The sequence below is a fragment of the Archangium gephyra genome (genome assembly GCF_049060025.1).
GTDB lineage: Bacteria > Myxococcota > Myxococcia > Myxococcales > Myxococcaceae > Archangium > Archangium gephyra_A.
This window is the reverse complement of the sequence record NZ_JBMEQQ010000002.1, coordinates 10,439,452-10,455,355: the sequence shown is the minus strand read 5'-3', so window position 1 is coordinate 10,455,355 and position 15,904 is coordinate 10,439,452. Positions and strand designations below refer to the sequence as shown.

General features: G+C 67.4%; 12 protein-coding genes. 4 read left to right on the top strand and 8 right to left on the bottom strand.

The features are described from left to right. Positions 1-154: 154 nt before the first annotated feature. Positions 155-2,032 (top strand): ATP-binding protein, encoded by a 1,878-nt coding sequence (locus tag ACN28I_RS45715; protein ID WP_420948151.1) that lies wholly within the window; start codon positions 155-157, stop codon positions 2,030-2,032. Positions 2,033-2,084: 52 nt separating this feature from the next. On the opposite strand, the gene ACN28I_RS45710 is transcribed toward ACN28I_RS45715, so the two are convergent. Then, positions 2,085-2,471: a HesB/IscA family protein gene (locus ACN28I_RS45710; RefSeq protein ID WP_420948150.1), complete on the bottom strand. Its 387-nt coding sequence runs from the start codon at positions 2,469-2,471 to the stop codon at positions 2,085-2,087. 217 nt (positions 2,472-2,688) lie between these two features. Between ACN28I_RS45710 and moeB the strand changes: the two genes are divergently transcribed. Together moeB and ACN28I_RS45700 are read left to right on the top strand one after the other, a co-directional pair. Beyond that, positions 2,689-3,849, top strand: a complete 1,161-nt coding sequence (moeB, locus tag ACN28I_RS45705; RefSeq protein ID WP_420948149.1) for a molybdopterin-synthase adenylyltransferase MoeB — start codon at positions 2,689-2,691, stop codon at positions 3,847-3,849. 11 nt (positions 3,850-3,860) lie between these two features. Continuing rightward, a complete protein-coding gene (locus ACN28I_RS45700) occupies positions 3,861-4,193 on the top strand; it encodes a rhodanese-like domain-containing protein (protein ID WP_420948148.1) in 333 nt (110 codons plus the stop codon). 6 nt (positions 4,194-4,199) lie between these two features. Here the strand turns inward: ACN28I_RS45700 and ACN28I_RS45695 are convergent, their stop codons facing one another. Continuing rightward, positions 4,200-6,563, bottom strand: coding sequence for a protein kinase domain-containing protein (locus tag ACN28I_RS45695; RefSeq protein WP_420948147.1), 2,364 nt, complete (start codon positions 6,561-6,563; stop codon positions 4,200-4,202). Between the two features lie 117 nt (positions 6,564-6,680). On the opposite strand from ACN28I_RS45695, the gene ACN28I_RS45690 reads away from it, so the two are divergent. Next, a complete protein-coding gene (locus ACN28I_RS45690; protein ID WP_420948146.1) occupies positions 6,681-7,394 on the top strand; it encodes a hypothetical protein in 714 nt (237 codons plus the stop codon). 66 nt (positions 7,395-7,460) lie between these two features. Here the strand turns inward: ACN28I_RS45690 and ACN28I_RS45685 are convergent, their stop codons facing one another. The 6 genes from ACN28I_RS45685 to ACN28I_RS45660 all read right to left on the bottom strand — a co-directional run bounded on the left by ACN28I_RS45685 (position 7,461) and on the right by ACN28I_RS45660 (position 15,868). Continuing rightward, the gene (locus tag ACN28I_RS45685) at positions 7,461-8,264 is read right to left on the bottom strand and encodes a hypothetical protein (protein ID WP_420948145.1); all 804 of its coding nucleotides are present in this window, start codon (positions 8,262-8,264) and stop codon (positions 7,461-7,463) included. A gap of 91 nt (positions 8,265-8,355) precedes the next feature. Further along, entirely contained in the window at positions 8,356-9,195 is an 840-nt protein-coding gene (locus ACN28I_RS45680) for a hypothetical protein (protein WP_420948144.1), read from the bottom strand. Then, positions 9,192-9,692, bottom strand: a complete 501-nt coding sequence (locus tag ACN28I_RS45675) for a hypothetical protein (RefSeq protein ID WP_420948143.1) — start codon at positions 9,690-9,692, stop codon at positions 9,192-9,194. Before ACN28I_RS45675 ends, ACN28I_RS45680 begins: the two co-directional genes overlap by 4 nt. A 211-nt stretch (positions 9,693-9,903) precedes the next feature. Then, complete coding sequence (locus ACN28I_RS45670; protein WP_420948142.1) at positions 9,904-11,403, bottom strand: N-6 DNA methylase; 1,500 nt, start codon at positions 11,401-11,403, stop codon at positions 9,904-9,906. Continuing rightward, entirely contained in the window at positions 11,400-12,965 is a 1,566-nt protein-coding gene (locus ACN28I_RS45665) for a restriction endonuclease subunit S (RefSeq protein ID WP_420948141.1), read from the bottom strand. Before ACN28I_RS45665 ends, ACN28I_RS45670 begins: the two co-directional genes overlap by 4 nt. Next, complete coding sequence (locus tag ACN28I_RS45660; protein ID WP_420948140.1) at positions 12,962-15,868, bottom strand: type I restriction-modification enzyme R subunit C-terminal domain-containing protein; 2,907 nt, start codon at positions 15,866-15,868, stop codon at positions 12,962-12,964. The genes ACN28I_RS45665 and ACN28I_RS45660 overlap by 4 nt, the downstream gene beginning before the upstream one ends. Positions 15,869-15,904: the final 36 nt, after the last annotated feature.

Sequence of the window (15,904 nt, the reverse complement as noted above, 5' to 3'; positions counted from 1 at the left end):
CCCGCGGCTCCCCCCTGCGCCCGTGGTCGCTCCGGGACGCGTGCGGATGGAGGCCGCCGCGGGGGTGGAGCTGTTCAGAACCGGTCCCGGCGCTACGACTCCGGTGCAGTTGCCTTCCCGGTCTGTTACGCAACGTGACGTGATGGAAGGGCGAGTGTCACAGGTGGTGCGGCACGGCAGGCGGTGGGGTAGCTCCTCGCTGGCGGTCCATGGTTTCGCCGTGCTGGTCACGGCCGCGGCCCTGCTGCTTCAGCTCGTGCTGTACCCCTCTATGAGGGCCACGCCGTTCCTCCTCTTCTTCGGCGCGGTGATGCTCTCCGCCTGGAACGGGGGATGGGGCCCGGGGCTGTTGAGCACCGGCCTTTCCGCCGTGCTGGCCGACTACTTCTTCCTGTCCCCGAAGCACGCGTTCGCCCTGGACGCCCGGGACGTCCTGTCCGTCGTTCTCTTCGCCACCATCTCCACCCTCATCATCTGGCTCAACGTGCGCGAGCGGGCCTCCCAGGAGGCCGCCGAGGCGGAGCGCGCACGGCTCCACACCATCCTCATGAGGGCGCCGGCCATCATCGCCATCCACCGGGGGCCCGAGCACGTCTACGAGCTCAGCAACCCCGTCAACGCGCAGCTCCTCGGCGGCCGGGAGTTGCTGGGCAAGCCCGTGAGGCAGGCCCAGCCCGAACTGGAGGGCCAGGGCTTCTACGAGCTGCTGGACCGGGTGTACCAGACGGGTGAGTCCTATTCCGGCAAGGAGGCTCCCGCCCACGTGGGAGACCCGGACCATCCGCGCACGGGCTACTTCAACTTCGTCTACCAGCCCATGCCCGGGCCGGACGGAAAGCCGGACGGGGTGATGGTCTTCGGCTTCGAGGTGACCGAGCAGGTGCTGGCACGGCGGAGCCTCGAGAGCGCCGAGCGGCGCCTCGCCGCCGTCACCCACAACGCCACGCTGGGGCTCTTCATGATGGACGCCCAGCAGCAGTGCGTCTTCATGAACCCCGCGGCCGAGGAGATCACCGGCTTCACCCTGGACGAGCTGCGGGGCAAGCCCCTCCATGACTTCATCCACCACACCCGGCCCGATGGAACGCCCTACCCCATGGCGGAGTGCCCCATCGACCGGGCGCTGCCCACCCGGGCCCAGGAGCAGGGAGAGGACGTCTTCGTCCGCAGGGACGGCGGCTTCTACCCGGTCGCCTTCACCGCGAGCCCTCTCCTCGAGGACGGAAGAGCCACGGGCACCGTCATCGAGTTGAGGGACACCACGGAGGACAAGCGCAAGCAGGCCGAGCGCGAGCGGCTCCTGGCCGAGTTGCAAGAGGCGGTGCGCCTCCGGGACGAGTTCCTCTCCGTCGCCAGCCATGAGCTGAAGACGCCGCTGACCCCGCTGAGTCTCAGGCTGCAGGGGCTCGAGCGCAGCATCCGGGCCGAGCCGGGCTCCCTCCTGGCGACGCGCCTGGGCAAGGAGGTGGAGGTGATGCGCCGGCAGGTGAAGCGCCTGTCGGACCTGGTGAGCGATCTGCTGGATGTGTCGCGGATCAGCACCGGCCGCATGAAGTTGCTGCTCGAGGAGGTGGACCTCTCGGAGGTGGCACGCGAGGTCCTGGCGCGCTTCGTCCCCGAGGCGCAACGCGCCGGGTGCGAGCTCGTCCTCCACGCGGAGGGACCGGTCACCGGCCAGTGGGACCGGCTCCGGCTGGAGCAGGTCCTGACGAACCTGCTGTCCAACTCCCTCAAGTATGGGCCGGGCAAGCCCATCCACATCCGCGTCGAGCAGGAAGAGGACCGGGCCCGGCTCGTGGTCCGGGACGAGGGCATCGGCATCCAGCCCGAGGCCATGGGCCGCATCTTCAACCGCTTCGAACGCGCCGTGTCCGAGCGGCACTACGGCGGGTTCGGCCTGGGCCTGTACGTGACGCGGCAGATCCTCACCGCGATGAGCGGGACGGTGTCCGCCGAGAGCACGCCCGACCAGGGCGCCACCTTCACGGTGGAGCTGCCACGCCAGCCGCCCGGGCAGCAGGCGACTCCATGAAAAAGGGGTGAGGGGCGCCTCTCCCGGGGGGAGAGGGCCTCTCCACCGTGTCTCAGGTCGAGAACGAGGTCCCGCAGCCGCAGGAGGACTTCGCGTTCGGGTTGTTGAACTTGAACCCGGCGCCCGTCACGCTCGACACGAAGTCGATCTCCGTGCCCGACAGGTACTTGTTGCTCAGCGCGTCCGTCGCGATCTTCACCCCGTCCTGATCCCAGGTGAGATCGCCCGCCTTCAGCTCGCGCACCAGGTTCAGGTCGTAGCCCAGGCCGCTGCAGCCGGCCGGCACCACGCGGATGGAGAAGAAGTAGTCCTGGAAGCCCTGGTCCTGGATGACCTTCTTCACCTGGGCCACGGCGGCCTCGGTGAGCCGCACCGGGCTGGAAGGCTCGCCCTGGGGAACGGCGGGGGTGTTGGGAGCGGGGGTGGTGGTGGTGTCCATGTAGGTCGGTCTCCTTACAGGCGCCTTATAACGCCGGACGCCAGAATTGCCATCTGCTCCAAGGGTACGGACTCCTCCCACCGGGTGAATCCGTCCCGGGAAGACACTCCAGGGGCTGGCTCGCCGGTGCCCGCCCGGACGCTCGCCTCCACGCCGGGATGGCGAGCCCCCGCTTCTCGAAGGAAAACCCCGCCGGGCCCGGGTTATACGTGGCCCCATGCCCCCCACCTTCCGCGAGCTGCTGTCCGCCACGAAGAAGGAGATCCGCGAGGTCTCCATCGAGGACGTCAAGCGCCTGCTGGACGCGCGTAGCCCCGTGAAGCTCATCGACGTGCGCGAGGGCGATGAGTACGCGGGCGGGCGGCTGCCGGGCGCGGTCCACATCCCCCGCGGCTTCCTCGAGCTGCGCATCGAGGACAAGGCCTCCCGGGACGAGGAGCTCGTCCTCTATTGCGCCGGTGGCACCCGCTCGGCCCTGGCGGCCCACACCCTTCAGCACATGGGCTACACGCGCGTGACCTCGCTGGCCGGAGGCTTCAACCGCTGGAGCGACGCCCACTACCCGGTGGAGAAGCCGGTGGTGCTCACCCCCGCCCAGAAGGAGCGCTACCGCCGCCACCTCATCCTCCCGGAAGTCGGCGAGGAGGGTCAGGCGAAGCTGCTCAAGTCCAAGGTGCTGCTGCTGGGCGCGGGCGGACTGGGCTCGCCGGCCGCGCTCTACCTCGCCGCCGCGGGCGTGGGCACGCTGGGCATCGTCGACGCGGACGTGGTGGACCTGAGCAACCTCCAGCGCCAGGTGCTCCACACCCAGGAGCGCGCCGGCCAGCCCAAGGTGCAGAGCGCCCGCACCGCCATCGAGGCCCTCAACCCCGACGTGAAGGTGGTGCCCTTCCAGGAGCGCCTCACCTCGGAGAACGTCCTGCGCATCCTCGAGGGCTTCGATCTGGTGCTCGACGGCGGGGACAACTTCCCCACCCGCTACCTGCTCAACGACGCGTGCCTCATGCTGGGCAAGCCCAACCTCCACGGCTCCATCTTCCGCTTCGAGGGCCAGGTGACCACCTTCGTCCCCGGCCAGGGCCCCTGCTACCGCTGCCTCTACCCCGCCCCGCCGCCTCCCGAGCTCGCGCCCTCGTGCGCCGAGGCCGGCGTGCTCGGCGTGCTCCCCGGCATCATCGGCCTCTTCCAGGCCAACGAGGCCCTCAAGCTCCTGCTCGGCGTGGGCGAGCCCCTCGTGGGGCGTCTGCTCACCTTCGACGCGCTCGGCACCCGCTTCCAGGAGCTCAAGCTGCGCAAGGATCCCAAGTGCCCCGTGTGCGCGCCCGGGGCCCGGGTGGAGCTCATCGACTACGAGCAGTTCTGCGCCTCGTCCGCCTGAAGGAGCCCCGCGTGCCCATCCCGGAGATCGATCCCTCCACCCTCGCCCAGCAGCTCTCCGGCCCGCCCGAGTCCCGGCCCGTGCTGCTCGACGTGCGCTTCCCCGAGGAGCACGCCTACGTGGCCTTCCCGGGCTCGGTGCTCATCCCCCTGCCCGAGCTGGACGAGCACAACGAGGAGCTGGAGGCCTTCCGCGGCAAGCGCGTCGTCGTCTACTGCCACCACGGCGTGCGCAGCCTGGACGGCACGGCCTACCTGCGCTCGCGCGGCCTGGACGCGGTGTCCCTGCGCGGGGGGATCGATCTCTACTCCCGCGCGGTGGACCCGAGCCTGCCGCGCTACTGACGCGCGCTAACGGATGTAGGCCGACAGGTCCACCGTCTTGTCGGTGATGTCGCGGGCCTTCACCTCGACATCCACCTGCACCGGCTCCTTGAGCGACGTCCCCTGCAGCACGAGGTGGTGCGAGCCTTCCACCAGCTCCAGCTTCAACCCGGGCTGGTAGAGGCCGAGCTTCTGCCCGTCCCGGTAGATTTCGATGCCCGAGACGTTGCGCGGCACCAGCTTGGGACGGAAGTAGCCCATCTGGAAGTTCTGCTCGATGGACTTCGTCTCCTGGGGCTCGCCGAAGGGCACCTCGATCTCCTTGTAGATGCCCTGCTCCTTGTTCTCCAGGATGAGCGTGTCCTGCACGTGCGCGCCGCCCATGCGGCTGAGCGGCGTGAAGCCGAGCACGGTGATGGGCTCGGAGCTGCGGCACCGCATGCCGTGGCGCACCGACACCTGCACGCGCTGGTTGGACTCGACGTTGAGGTAGATGCCCTGGCCGTCCATGGCCGAGCTGCCGAGCATGTCCAGGATGGGCCCGCGGAAGATGATGGCCAGGCCCACCAGGGACAGCGCCATCAACACCCCGAGCAGGTTCTTCAGCGGCGGAAGCGATCGGCCGCGGGCGGGCTGGGCACCCGGCTTCGAGTGGAGGGTGTTGGCGCCCTCGTCCTCCTCCTCCTCCTTGTGCAGGAAGGAGGTGCGCCGGCGGGAAGGAGCCGCGGACGGCTCGGGCATCTCCGTGCGGCTGCTGGTGCGGCGCGGCTTCGGAGCCGGCTCGGCCTGCTGGGAGGACGGAGCCATCCCCGTGCGGCGGCGCACGGGCTCCGGCGGGCGCACGGGCTCCGGCGGCGGCGGCAACATCGTGCGCTCGGGATCCTCGTCGTCCTCCATGGGCGCGGGGCGCGGGTTGACGGCCACCGAGCCGCGCGAGAGCCGCGGCTGCGGCACGTCCTCGTCCGCGGGAGGCTCACCCGGCCGGATCCCCGAGCGCCGCAGGGCGGAGGATTCGGTGCCCCGCCTCGGAGCGGGGGCCTCGATGCTGGCCCGGGTCACGTCCTGACGGCTGGGCATGCGCGCCACGGACGTGGAGCCCACGTTGGTGCGGCGCGGCGCCTCGTTGCTGGTGCGGCGGCGGGGCACTTCCGTGGCGGGAGGCGCTTCCCACTCCTCCACCTCCGGCACGTCCCCCATCGGCTGGGTGCTCGACTCCGTGCGCTTGTTGACGACCCCTGCGCGCGTCCCCGTGCGCCGCTGCTGGGGCATCTCGCCCGGCGGCGCTTCCCAGTTCATGTCGGCGGCGCTCGTCTGGGTGCCGGTGGAGCGCGGATCCCCCCGCTGGCTGCTCCGGGACGGAGGCGGCGGAGGCGGCGGCTCCTCCTCGAGCGGAAGCTCCGGCACCGCCGGCATCGCCGACATCGACTCCTCGCTGCGAGGCTCCGGATTGCCGCTGCGCTTCTCCTCGTCCAGCCGGTCCGCGAAGAGCGTCTCCATCAGCTCGGAGATCTGCACCGAGCCGGCCACCCACCGCTGGCCAACGAGGAACTCCTCCAGCGCGAGCTGCAACTGGCGCGCGTCCCGGTACCGGTCATCCGCGGCCTTGGCCAGCGCGCGCATCACCACCGAGTCCAGCTCCGGAGGACAATCCGCCACCTGCGAGGGCGGGAGGATGTTGCACTCCATGGCCGCCTGCAGCGTGCCCAGCTCCGACTCCCGCTTGAGCGGGCGCGTGCCGGTGAGCAGCTCGTAGAGCACCAGGCCGATGGCGAAGATGTCCGCGCGGTGATCCAACGGCTTGCCCGCGGCCTGCTCCGGCGCCATGTAGGCGAACTTGCCCTTGATGGCGCCCGACTTCGTCGCCGTGGCCTGGTCCGCCGCCTTGGCGATGCCGAAGTCCACCAGCTTCACCGAGCCGTCGAAGCTGATGAGGATGTTCTGCGGCGAGATGTCGCGGTGCACCACCTTGAGGGGCTTGCCGTTGTCGTCCGTGCGCGTGTGGGCGTAGTAGAGGCCCTCGCACGCCGAGGCGACGATGCGGATGGCCAACGGCCGGGCGATCCACCCGCCCGCGTTGTACGCCTTGCGCATCACCCGGCCGAGATCCTCGCCATGGATGAACTCCATGGCGATGAAGTACGTGCCGTTGGCTTCGCCGAACTCGTACACCTGGGCGATGTTCGGGTGGTTGAAGCGCGCGGCGATGCGCGCCTCGTTGCCGAACATGCCCACGAACTCCTGATCCTCCGCCAGGTGCGGGAGGATGCGTTTCACCACGACGTTCTTGGCGAACCCCTCGATGCCCCGCTGACGCGCGAGCCACACCTCGGCCATGCCGCCGGTGGCGAGCTTCTTGAGGAGCTGATATTTCCCGAAGAGTTGAGGGTTCATCCCGGGTTGCTCGCCGGGGGGAGCAAGCGCGAAGTGGAAGACATCAGGGCGGCTCATCTTAGGCGAGGGGCCGGGGCGAGGCAAAGACGGCCCGCACGAAACCTGTGGTTCCCTCTGATGGCCGGCCTGTGGCTGGCCTCGGCGGCCATGGCCGGCCCCCTGCCCGGGGAGCCCACGGATCGGATCGAGCTCACGGCCCACGAGGACGCCCTGGCGCTCTCCTGGTCGGACACCGAGGAGCGGCTCAAGGGGAGCATCCGCCCCGCCGTCCCCCGGGCCGGAGAGCCCCTCCACCTCAGCCTCCAGGTGGGCAGCTTCGAGGGAGAGCCCTTCACGGGCCCCCTCATCATCACCCTGCGCGAGGAGGGGTCCTCCCATGGGCGGAGCGTCACCGTGAAACGGAGCGGGGAGCAGTGGCAGACCACCTTCACCCCCGAGCGCGAGGGCCCCTACCTGCTCGACGTGAGCTTCCGCACCACCCGGCACAAGGCGCTCCATGCCGCCCTCCAGGTGAGGCCGTCCCCCCTGCCCCAGCGGCTCGGGTTGGCCGTGCTCGGCCTGGGGGGCCTGGTGCTGGTCGGGTACACGATTCGCAGCCTCCTGAAGGGAGAGCGGGCAGAAGAGCGCCCCCTGCCCTCGTCCGCCGTGGAGCCCGTCCCCGCCGGGGACACTCCCCCGCTCCCGGCCCCTGCCGATCCCATCGCGGCACAATCCGCCCTTCCCGGGGCCGAGGCACCGCCCACCAGCGAACCTCCGGCCACGCCGGTTGATGCCGGGGAGCAACCTCCAGACTCCGCTCCGAAGACGTCCGAGGGGGAGCCGCCCTCCTGATCAACCTCTGGCCGTGAGCAGCAACAATCCTTCACGCCGCGCGCGCTGTCCGCGGGGTGCAGGGAGTCAATGACGCCCCAACTCCCTGTTCCAGGCCCACAATTGCCCGCTCACCGCGTATCTGTCGGCGCTGGAGACATCCTCGAACTTCTCCGGGGGAAGCGCGCGGAGGCGCTCGCGCAGGAAGTCCGGGTCGCTGAGCGCCTCGCGGTGCTTCAAGTCGGCGTCCATCTCCACCACGGCGGGCATCACCCGGAGCACGGCCTCCTCACACTCCTCGCGGGTGGCGCGAGCCATGCGCTCCACTGTCAGGGCCAGGTGCTCTCGGACCGACGCCGGGCCTCCGGGGCACCAGGCCTCCAGGGTCTTGCCGTAGATATCGTCCATGAGCTCGTCCAGCGTGTACTTCTGATCGAACGACCAGAACGCGTAGCGCGGGCCCTGGAGCACCTCCCAGAAGCGCAGCAGCGAGGCGAGCCGGTTCGCCATGCGCTCCGCGCTCCACAGCGGTGGCGGATACACGGTATATCTGAGGACGCCCCAAGGGGTGCTCAGGCAGAAGGACTCAAAGGCTTCCTTCATGCGTTGACGCTCCTCCTTCGACAAGCCTTCATTCAAGTCCTTGGAGACGGCGCCGAACATGTGCATCCGCCAGAGGGGGTCGCCCGTGTCGAAGTCGGCCGCGGAGTGCATCACCAGCACCTCGCCGGGCAGTACCTGGCGCATCTGCCGGGGCTGGGGAAAGGCACCGGTCTTGCGGTACTCCCGGGCCCACCAGTGGCCCTCGTCTCTCGCCTTGCGGAGGATGGCGGCTTTGGTGCCGTAGAGCCACGCTGGAAACTCGAGCACCGAGGAGGGTTCCGGGGTCATGGCTTTTCGCCCTACCACAGCGGTCAGATGCGCCTCAAGCGTCAGGCGCCCGCTCAGCGGCAGTCCACAGGCAGGTAGACCTGGCCCTGCGTCACTCCGGGCCCTGGCGTGCGCCAGGACAACTTCCAGAGTGCGCCCCCGTTCTCGACTTCTGCTCCCGCTCCCACTTCTCGAGCCTCTCGACGATGGAGACGGGATGGATGGCGCGGTGGTGGAGGTTCTCGTGGAAGACCGCGAGGTGGTACTCCCCGCCAATCAGGATGAAGGCATGCGTCGGTGGCGCGAGCTGCTTCGCCAGCCAGTCCTCCGCCTCCTCATGAGAGACAAAGGAGGCCACGGTGGCGGGAGGCCCCTCCTCCATCAATAGCCGGATGAGCATCTCCACGGTGAACTGCGGGAGGAGCCCCCGGCGGTTCAGCTCGCGGAAATAATAGAACTGATAGTACTCACCGGCGACCAACACCTGTCCTTGAGCTGGCGGCTCGGGCTGATGGTCGAGCCAGGCCTTCGCCTCCTCGCGCGTCCTGAACGATGCGAAGACGTGCGGCGGCCTGGGGGCAAGTGCATCGCGGCGAAACGCCTCGAACGCCGTGTGCTGACCGGTCGAGGCGATGAAGTGGAGTGCGTCGATGACGACCGACGCCAGCTCCTTCTCCTCCGGCAGGTGGAGCTCTCCTCGGATCCGGACCAGGAGCCCCGCCGCTTCACCCAGGAGCGTCTCGATGGAAGTCTTTCCCCCAGAGGGCGGGAGAGCGGCACCGGGGCTCCGGCGATAGTCCTCGAAGCGGTAGTCCTGACCCAACTCGGAGATGAACAACAAGGCATCTCTGGCCACCAGGAGCAGCTCGCTCTCCTCGGGAGAGGTCTGCTCCGTCCGGTACCTTCCAATGATCCGTGGAGCCTCGAAGCTGATGATCTCCCCTATCGTCATTGTGGCACCTCGGCGAAGAGCAGGACGGGAGCGAGCAGCACGATGCCTCCAGCGCAGACGGCAACATGGAAAGCCACCCCCGCGATGACGACAACGGCTCCGAGCGCGAGCTCATCCTGGTGGCGCTTGAGCCAATCGACTGCGGTGTCGATGGCTTCGAACCTCACAGGCTCACGGCCCGCCTCTCCCTGGCAGTTGGCGAGCTGTTTCATGCAAGCGCTCAGGCAGTAACTCTTCTTCCCGGTCCGCCAGGGACCGTACTGCTTGGAATCGTAGATGTATTTGTCGACCTGATGGATTCTCGTGCTGGCCTGGCATTCCGGAACGCAAATTTCATACTGGCGTTCGCATTCCGCCGCATTGAGTGAGACTCGGACGATGCGGCCCTCGCCGGCCGGGACGCTCGCCAGACTCCGGGACTCCGTCAGGTCGAAGTCCTTGGCGGGTTTCCAGGTGTGGGTCGCCTGCCCATCTGCCGTCTTCTCGATGACGAGCACGTACCTGGACAGGTCCCGCGGCCCGGATGGGCCTGCGACCATCGGCCCGGTGGCGCTACAGGAGCCAAGGAGAAGACTCAAGCTCAACTCCATGAGCTTCCGCACCATCGTTCTGATGTTCATATAGAAGTAGCTGTGTTCCCGTGGGGCCGAAGCCCATCAGCACTACTGGCTTGTCGCGCACTCAGGCGGCCCCCGTCAATGGCCCTCCTCAATCCCTCGGCGCCCCTCCCTTGCGCGAGAGGTCCGTCTGGATCGCCTCGAACTGCTCCAGGGCCGCGCGCAGGTCGTCCACGATCTCCCCGGCAATCACATCCGGAGCAGGCAGGTTCGCGGAGTCCTCCAATGACTCGTCCTTGAGCCAGAAGATGTCCAGGCTCACCTTGTCCCGCTGGAGCAGCTCCTCGTACCCGTACGAGCGCCAGCGCCCCTCCGGAGCCTTCTTCTCGGACCACGTCGCCTTGCGCTGGTGCCGGTTCTCCGGCAGGTAGCAGGCAACGAACTCGTCGAGATCCGCCCGCTTCAGCGGGTTCGTCTTCAGCGTGAAGTGCTTGTTCGTGCGCAGGTCATAGACCCAGAGCTTCTCGGTCCACGGCTTCTCCCGGCCCGGCTTCTTCTCGAAGAACAGCACGTTCGCCTTCACGCCCTGCGCGTAGAAGATGCCCGTCGGCAACCGCAGCAGCGTGTGCACGTCGCACTCGTGGAGCAGCTTGCGGCGAATCGTCTCCCCCGCTCCGCCCTCGAAGAGCACGTTGTCGGGCACCACCACCGCCGCCCGCCCGTTCACCTCCAGCAGCGTCTTGATGTGCTGCACGAAGTTGAGCTGCTTGTTGCTCGTGGAGGCCCAGAAGTCGTCGCGCACGACGGTGAGGGCCTCTTTCTCCTGCTCGCCCTCCTCGTTGATGACGGTGACGGAGGACTTGCGGCCAAAGGGCGGATTGGAGAGCGCGATCTTCCACCGCTTGCCCGGGTCGCCGCGAATGGCGTCATCCACCACGACGAGGGGCGTCTCATCCCCGCCAACGCCGTGGAGCAGCAGGTTCATCGTGCACAGGCGGGCGGGCGTATCGGCGATCTCCCACCCCCGCAGCGCCTCCAGCTTGAGGTGCTTCTTCTGGTCCTTGTCGAGCCTGTTGTTCCGGGCAATGTAGTCGTGGGCCACGAGCAGGAAGCCGCCAGTGCCCACGGCCGGGTCCACGATGGTCTCCCCCGGCTTGGGCTGCACCACGTCCACGATGGCGCGGATCAACGCTCTCGGGGTGAAGTACTGCCCGGCCCCGGACTGGCTGGCCGTCTTCTCCAGCAGGCCCTCGTAGGCGTCGCCCTTCACGTCGGCGTCGAGGCTCGACCACTGCTCGCGGTCCAGCAGATCCACGATGAGGCGGCGGAGCTTCGCCGGGTCTTGAATCTTGTTCTGGGCCTTGCGGAAGACCAGACCCAGCGTCCCCTTCGACTTGCCCAGCTTCTCCAGCAGATGGCGATAGTGGGTTTCGAGCGCGTCGCCCTCCTTGCTCATCAGGCTGGGCCAGTCGAAGCCCTTGGGTACAGGGGAGGGACGGTTCCACGGAGCCAGGGTCTGCTCGTGCGCCATCTTGAGGAAGAGCAGGAACGTGAGCTGCTCGATGTAGTCGCCGTAGGAGAGGCCATCGTCCCGGAGGACATCGCAGTAGTTCCAGAGCTTCTGGACGATCTGGGCCGAGTGGTTGCTCATCGTGTTGCCTTCATCTTGGGGACGGCGGTGGTCTGCTTGGCTCGGCCCTGTTTGGGTACGGACTTGTTCTCCACGGAGGCAGAGATGCGCTCAAGGAGCTTTGAGGCGGGTTCGTCTGTTGCCTCTTGCGGCATCAGTTTTCCTGCGAAAGCATGGGCAAGAACCGCGCTCCTCAACTGAGCGGCTAACGCGAGGTTCTTGACTACGGCAGCACCTGCAGCGTCAGCGACGGAGAGTTGTGCGTCGATCTCGGCAACGATTCGCCCCTGCTCGGCCAGTGGAGGGAGGGGCACCCATATCTCTCGAAAAAGGGGGATGGTGAGCCTGAGTCTTGTTGTTCCGAACGCGAGACCGCTTGCAACACTTCGCGCGCTGTCCGAATTGAGAAAGTGCATCAAGAACTTGGGAAGAACGAGTCGGTCATCTGCGCGCATGGCGATGACATCGGGAGTGACCATCGCTGGACCGAGTGTCGATGGGAAAAGCGCCGCGACCCCCGGAGGCTCACCCAGTTTTGTGACCAGCAACTCCCCACCCCATACTGAGTACTCGTCCCTGAATCGCTCCTCCCAAATCTTGCGGTCCATGAAGCCCGGCTTGTGGGTCAAGTACCTGCCGGGCGCTACGTGACGTAGAAAGATGATGGGTATGCCCTCATCTCGAAAATCGCGCGCTTTGAAAATCGTCCCGAAGGGCCCTGCGAAGATCCCGCCTCGCCCGGCGATCGATAGGTCTTCCATCCTCGCCCACGCCCACCCATCCGGAAGGGTAGGACGGCTCGACACGTCTGCAGAAGTTGGCTTAGCCAAGCCAGTCTTCGTGTCGTTGCCCTTGGGGGGCTTCCCGGCCGCCTTCATCATGGCGAGCTGATCGGCCTCCCAACGGCCGCGGCGCTCCTTGAGGATGCGGGCGAGGAGTTTGTCGGCGGGCGCGTAGTCGCGCTTCTCGCGGCGGGCGAGTTCAGCCTCGGTCGGAACCAGCCGCCCCTCGCACGCGGCCTTCAGGACCGAGGCCCGGTAGCGCTTGAGCTGGGCCTGTACGCGCTTGAGGGCGGCGACACCGGCATCGAGACGGGTGAACTGCTTTTCGATTTCTTCGGCTATACGCGCTTGCTCGAGTCTCGGCGGAACTGGAACGGGAAACTGAGCGAGTTGGTCGAAATCGACGCGAGGGCGATCACCCTCGTTTAAGTGCGACGCGAAGGATACGAAATCCGCCGAGTTAAGAAGATACGATAGGTAGCGCGATTCGAGGGCTGCTGAGGGCGGTAACACAATGAACTCTGCCGAGCAGAGCCCATCAACGTTGGCTAACCAAACCTTGTTCAGATACGGCCGAAGGCGACCATAGAGGATGTCGCCTCGATGGAATCGAACTCCTGAACTCTTCATGGTTCCAGCGGGGACGGTGCCCAGCAGGCGCATCGAATGCGCCTCGACATGCTCCATCCCAACGTACGGTAGCTCCGGCAATTCGCTGGGCAGAATTCGCGGGCGAGTAGGCGCGACTATACGCCCCAGTGGAACAACTGACCAATTCGACGGCAACCCAGGGTTGCTCATGCCACCAGCACCTCATTTAGCTCTTCGAGCAGCTCATCGAGCTTGCCCGCGAATACCTGATGGACCCGTCCGAGCCCGCCCTTCTGGTTGAAGGGCACGTCCTCGAAATCGTCTCTTTCTATCCTGAAGCTCGCGGCGACGTGGTCCTTGATGAGCGCCAGCCACTGGCGCTGCTCCTCTGAGAACTTCCGCCCCCGGTTCTCCTGCTGGGCGAGCCAGTTCTGGAACCGCTCCTCCACCTGATCCGTGAAGGGCACCAACTGCCGGTCCTTGTGGAGCGCGAAGCGCACCAGCGACACGATGTCCGTGAGCAGCCGCTGGCCCCCGGCCCCGCGCACCTTCGACTTGTCGAGCGTCTCGTACGCACGCCAGAGCGCCTCGGGCGTCCACGTCCGGGGCGGGGCCTTGATGTCCTCGGCCAGCGCCTTGATGTCCGTGAACGTGAGCCGCTTCGCGTACGGCTGCGCGTACAGCACCTGGATGGCGGTGAGCTCGTCCTTGTGCTCCTCGATGTACTGCTCGAAGGATTGCACCAGCCCGCGCGCCTTCTCGGTGGCGGCGGCGTCGAAGCCCGCTCCCAGCACCGTGTCCACGCTGACCGTGTCGAGCGTCTGCTCGAACCCGCGCTTGATGAAGGCGAGCTCGTTGCGCAAGTCCGGGTTCGCCGCCAGCGGAGCCACCGCCGCCCGGATCACCGCCTCCGCTGCCTTGGCGACCTGCGCCGCCGTGGGCTCTTCTCCGGTGAGCAGCTTGTTGGCCACCCGCGCCTCCTCGACGTGCCTGTCCGGATCCAGCGCCTCCACCAACCCACCCACCAGCTCTTCCAGCGACTTGCCCTGCGCCAACCGGGCGAGCCGCTCCTTCTCGGGCTTGCCCAGCCGCTGATTCATCCGGGCCAGGCGGCTGGCCAGCGAGGAGATGACCGCGCGGTCCGTGCCGCCGGCGGCCACCACCTGGAGCAGCTTGTCGAAGGCCACGGCGGGCTGCTTCTCCAGCGGGCGGGTATCGACGAAGTCGCTCTCACACATGCCCACGCAGTCCACGAGGATGAAGTGCGTCTTGGCGGGGGCGTCGGGCGTCACCGACTGGAGGTCGCTCGGGCTGATGACGCGGACCCCGCGCCCCTTCATCTGCTCGAAGAAGTTTCGGCTCTTCACCGTGCGCATGAACATCACGATTTCCAGCGGCTTGATGTCGGTGCCGGTGGCGACCATGTCCACCGTCACGGCGATGCGCGGGTGGTAGGAGTTGCGGAACGAGGAGAGCAGATCCTCGGGCTTGATGCCGGTGGACTTGTAGGAGACCTCCTCGACTTCCTTGCCGCCGGGCCCCTTCTTCTTCGTGACGATGCGAGCGGTGCCCGTGCGGTAGGTGATCTTCTCGCAGAACGCGTTGCCCTTGCCGAACTCCTCGCGGACGACGCGGACGATGTCGTCGGCGTGGGAGTCGTCCTTGGCGAAGATGAGCGTCTTGGGGACTTCCTTGCGGCCGGGGAAGATCTCGGTGAAGAGCCGGTCCTTGAAGGTGCGGATGACGGTGCGCAGCTGGTCCTCCGCCACCACGTCCCGGTCGAGCTGGTTGGCGGAGTAGGTCAGGTCCTCATCGAGCTTCTGCCACCGGACGGCCCGGGACTCGCGGTCGCGCTTGTCCACGAAGAGGCCCGCCTCCACCTTCGAGCCGCTCTCGGTGATGCGGGTGCGGATGCGGTACACGTCGAAGGGCACGTTCACGCCGTGGCCGACGGCGGCCTCGTGGCCGTACTCCATGACGAGGTTCTGGTGGAAGAAGCCGAGGGTCTGCTTGGAGGGCGTCGCGGTGAGGCCGATGAGGGACGCGTCGAAGTACTCCAGCACCTGGCGCCACAGGTTGTAGATGGAGCGGTGGGCCTCGTCGGTCCACAGGAAGTCGAAGAACTCGACGGGGATGCTGGGGTTGTAGGAGACCGGGTGCGGCTGGGTGCTCAAGTCGGTGAGCCGGGTGAAGGCGGAGATTTCCTCGTCCTCTTCCTTCAGCTCCTTGCCCGAGAGCATGGCGTAGACGCGCTGAATGGTCGCGATGCAGACCTTGGCCACCGGGTCGAGCTTGTTCGAGGTGAGGTGCTGGACGTTGTACAGCTCGTGGAACTTCCGGCCGTCGTCTGGGGTGACGTACTGCTGGAACTCCTTGAGCGTCTGGCGGCCGAGGTTGGCGCGGTCCACGAGGAACAGGACTCTCCTGGCTCCACCGAACTTGATGAGCCGGTAGATGGAGCTGACCGCGGTGAAGGTCTTCCCGGAGCCGGTGGCCATCTGGATGAGGGCGCGCGGCTTGCCGTCGTACAGGGAGGCTTCGAGGTTGCGCACGGCCTTGAGCTGGGCGGGCCAGAGGCCCTTGGGCTCGACGTCCGGCATCTGGCGGAGGCGCAGCCGCAGGGTGGAGGGCAGGAGACTGCGCGGCGCGGGCTTGCCGTTCTCGAGGGGGAGCAGCGGGGGTGGGTTCTGCTCCGGGTCGAGCCACTCGGCCAGGGTCTCGGGCTTGTGGAAGTGGAAGAGGCGGCGGCTGCGGGGGTCCGGATCCAGGCGGTTGGTGAACTGCGTCTCCACGCCCGTGCTCTCGTAGAGGAAGGGCAGCGGGACGGAGTGGGCGGGGTAGAGGGGGGGCACGCCGCGCGCGTACTTCTCCGACTGCACCTCGATGCCGGTGAGGCGGGTGCCCTCTTTCTTGGCTTCGATGACACCGGCCAGCTTCCCGGCGACGTAGAGGACGTAGTCGGCCTTGCCATGGCCGGGAGCCAGGGGGAACTCGCGGACGGCCACCCCGAGCCCGGCGGTGAGGTTGAGCCTGGCGAAGTCCTGGACGTGCCAACCCGCGCTCTGGAGCGCGGCATCAATGTTCTCGCGGGCAACAGCTTCGGGCGTTGGCATCGGGCGCCGATGTTCGCTGAAAGCCCCGCCCACGGC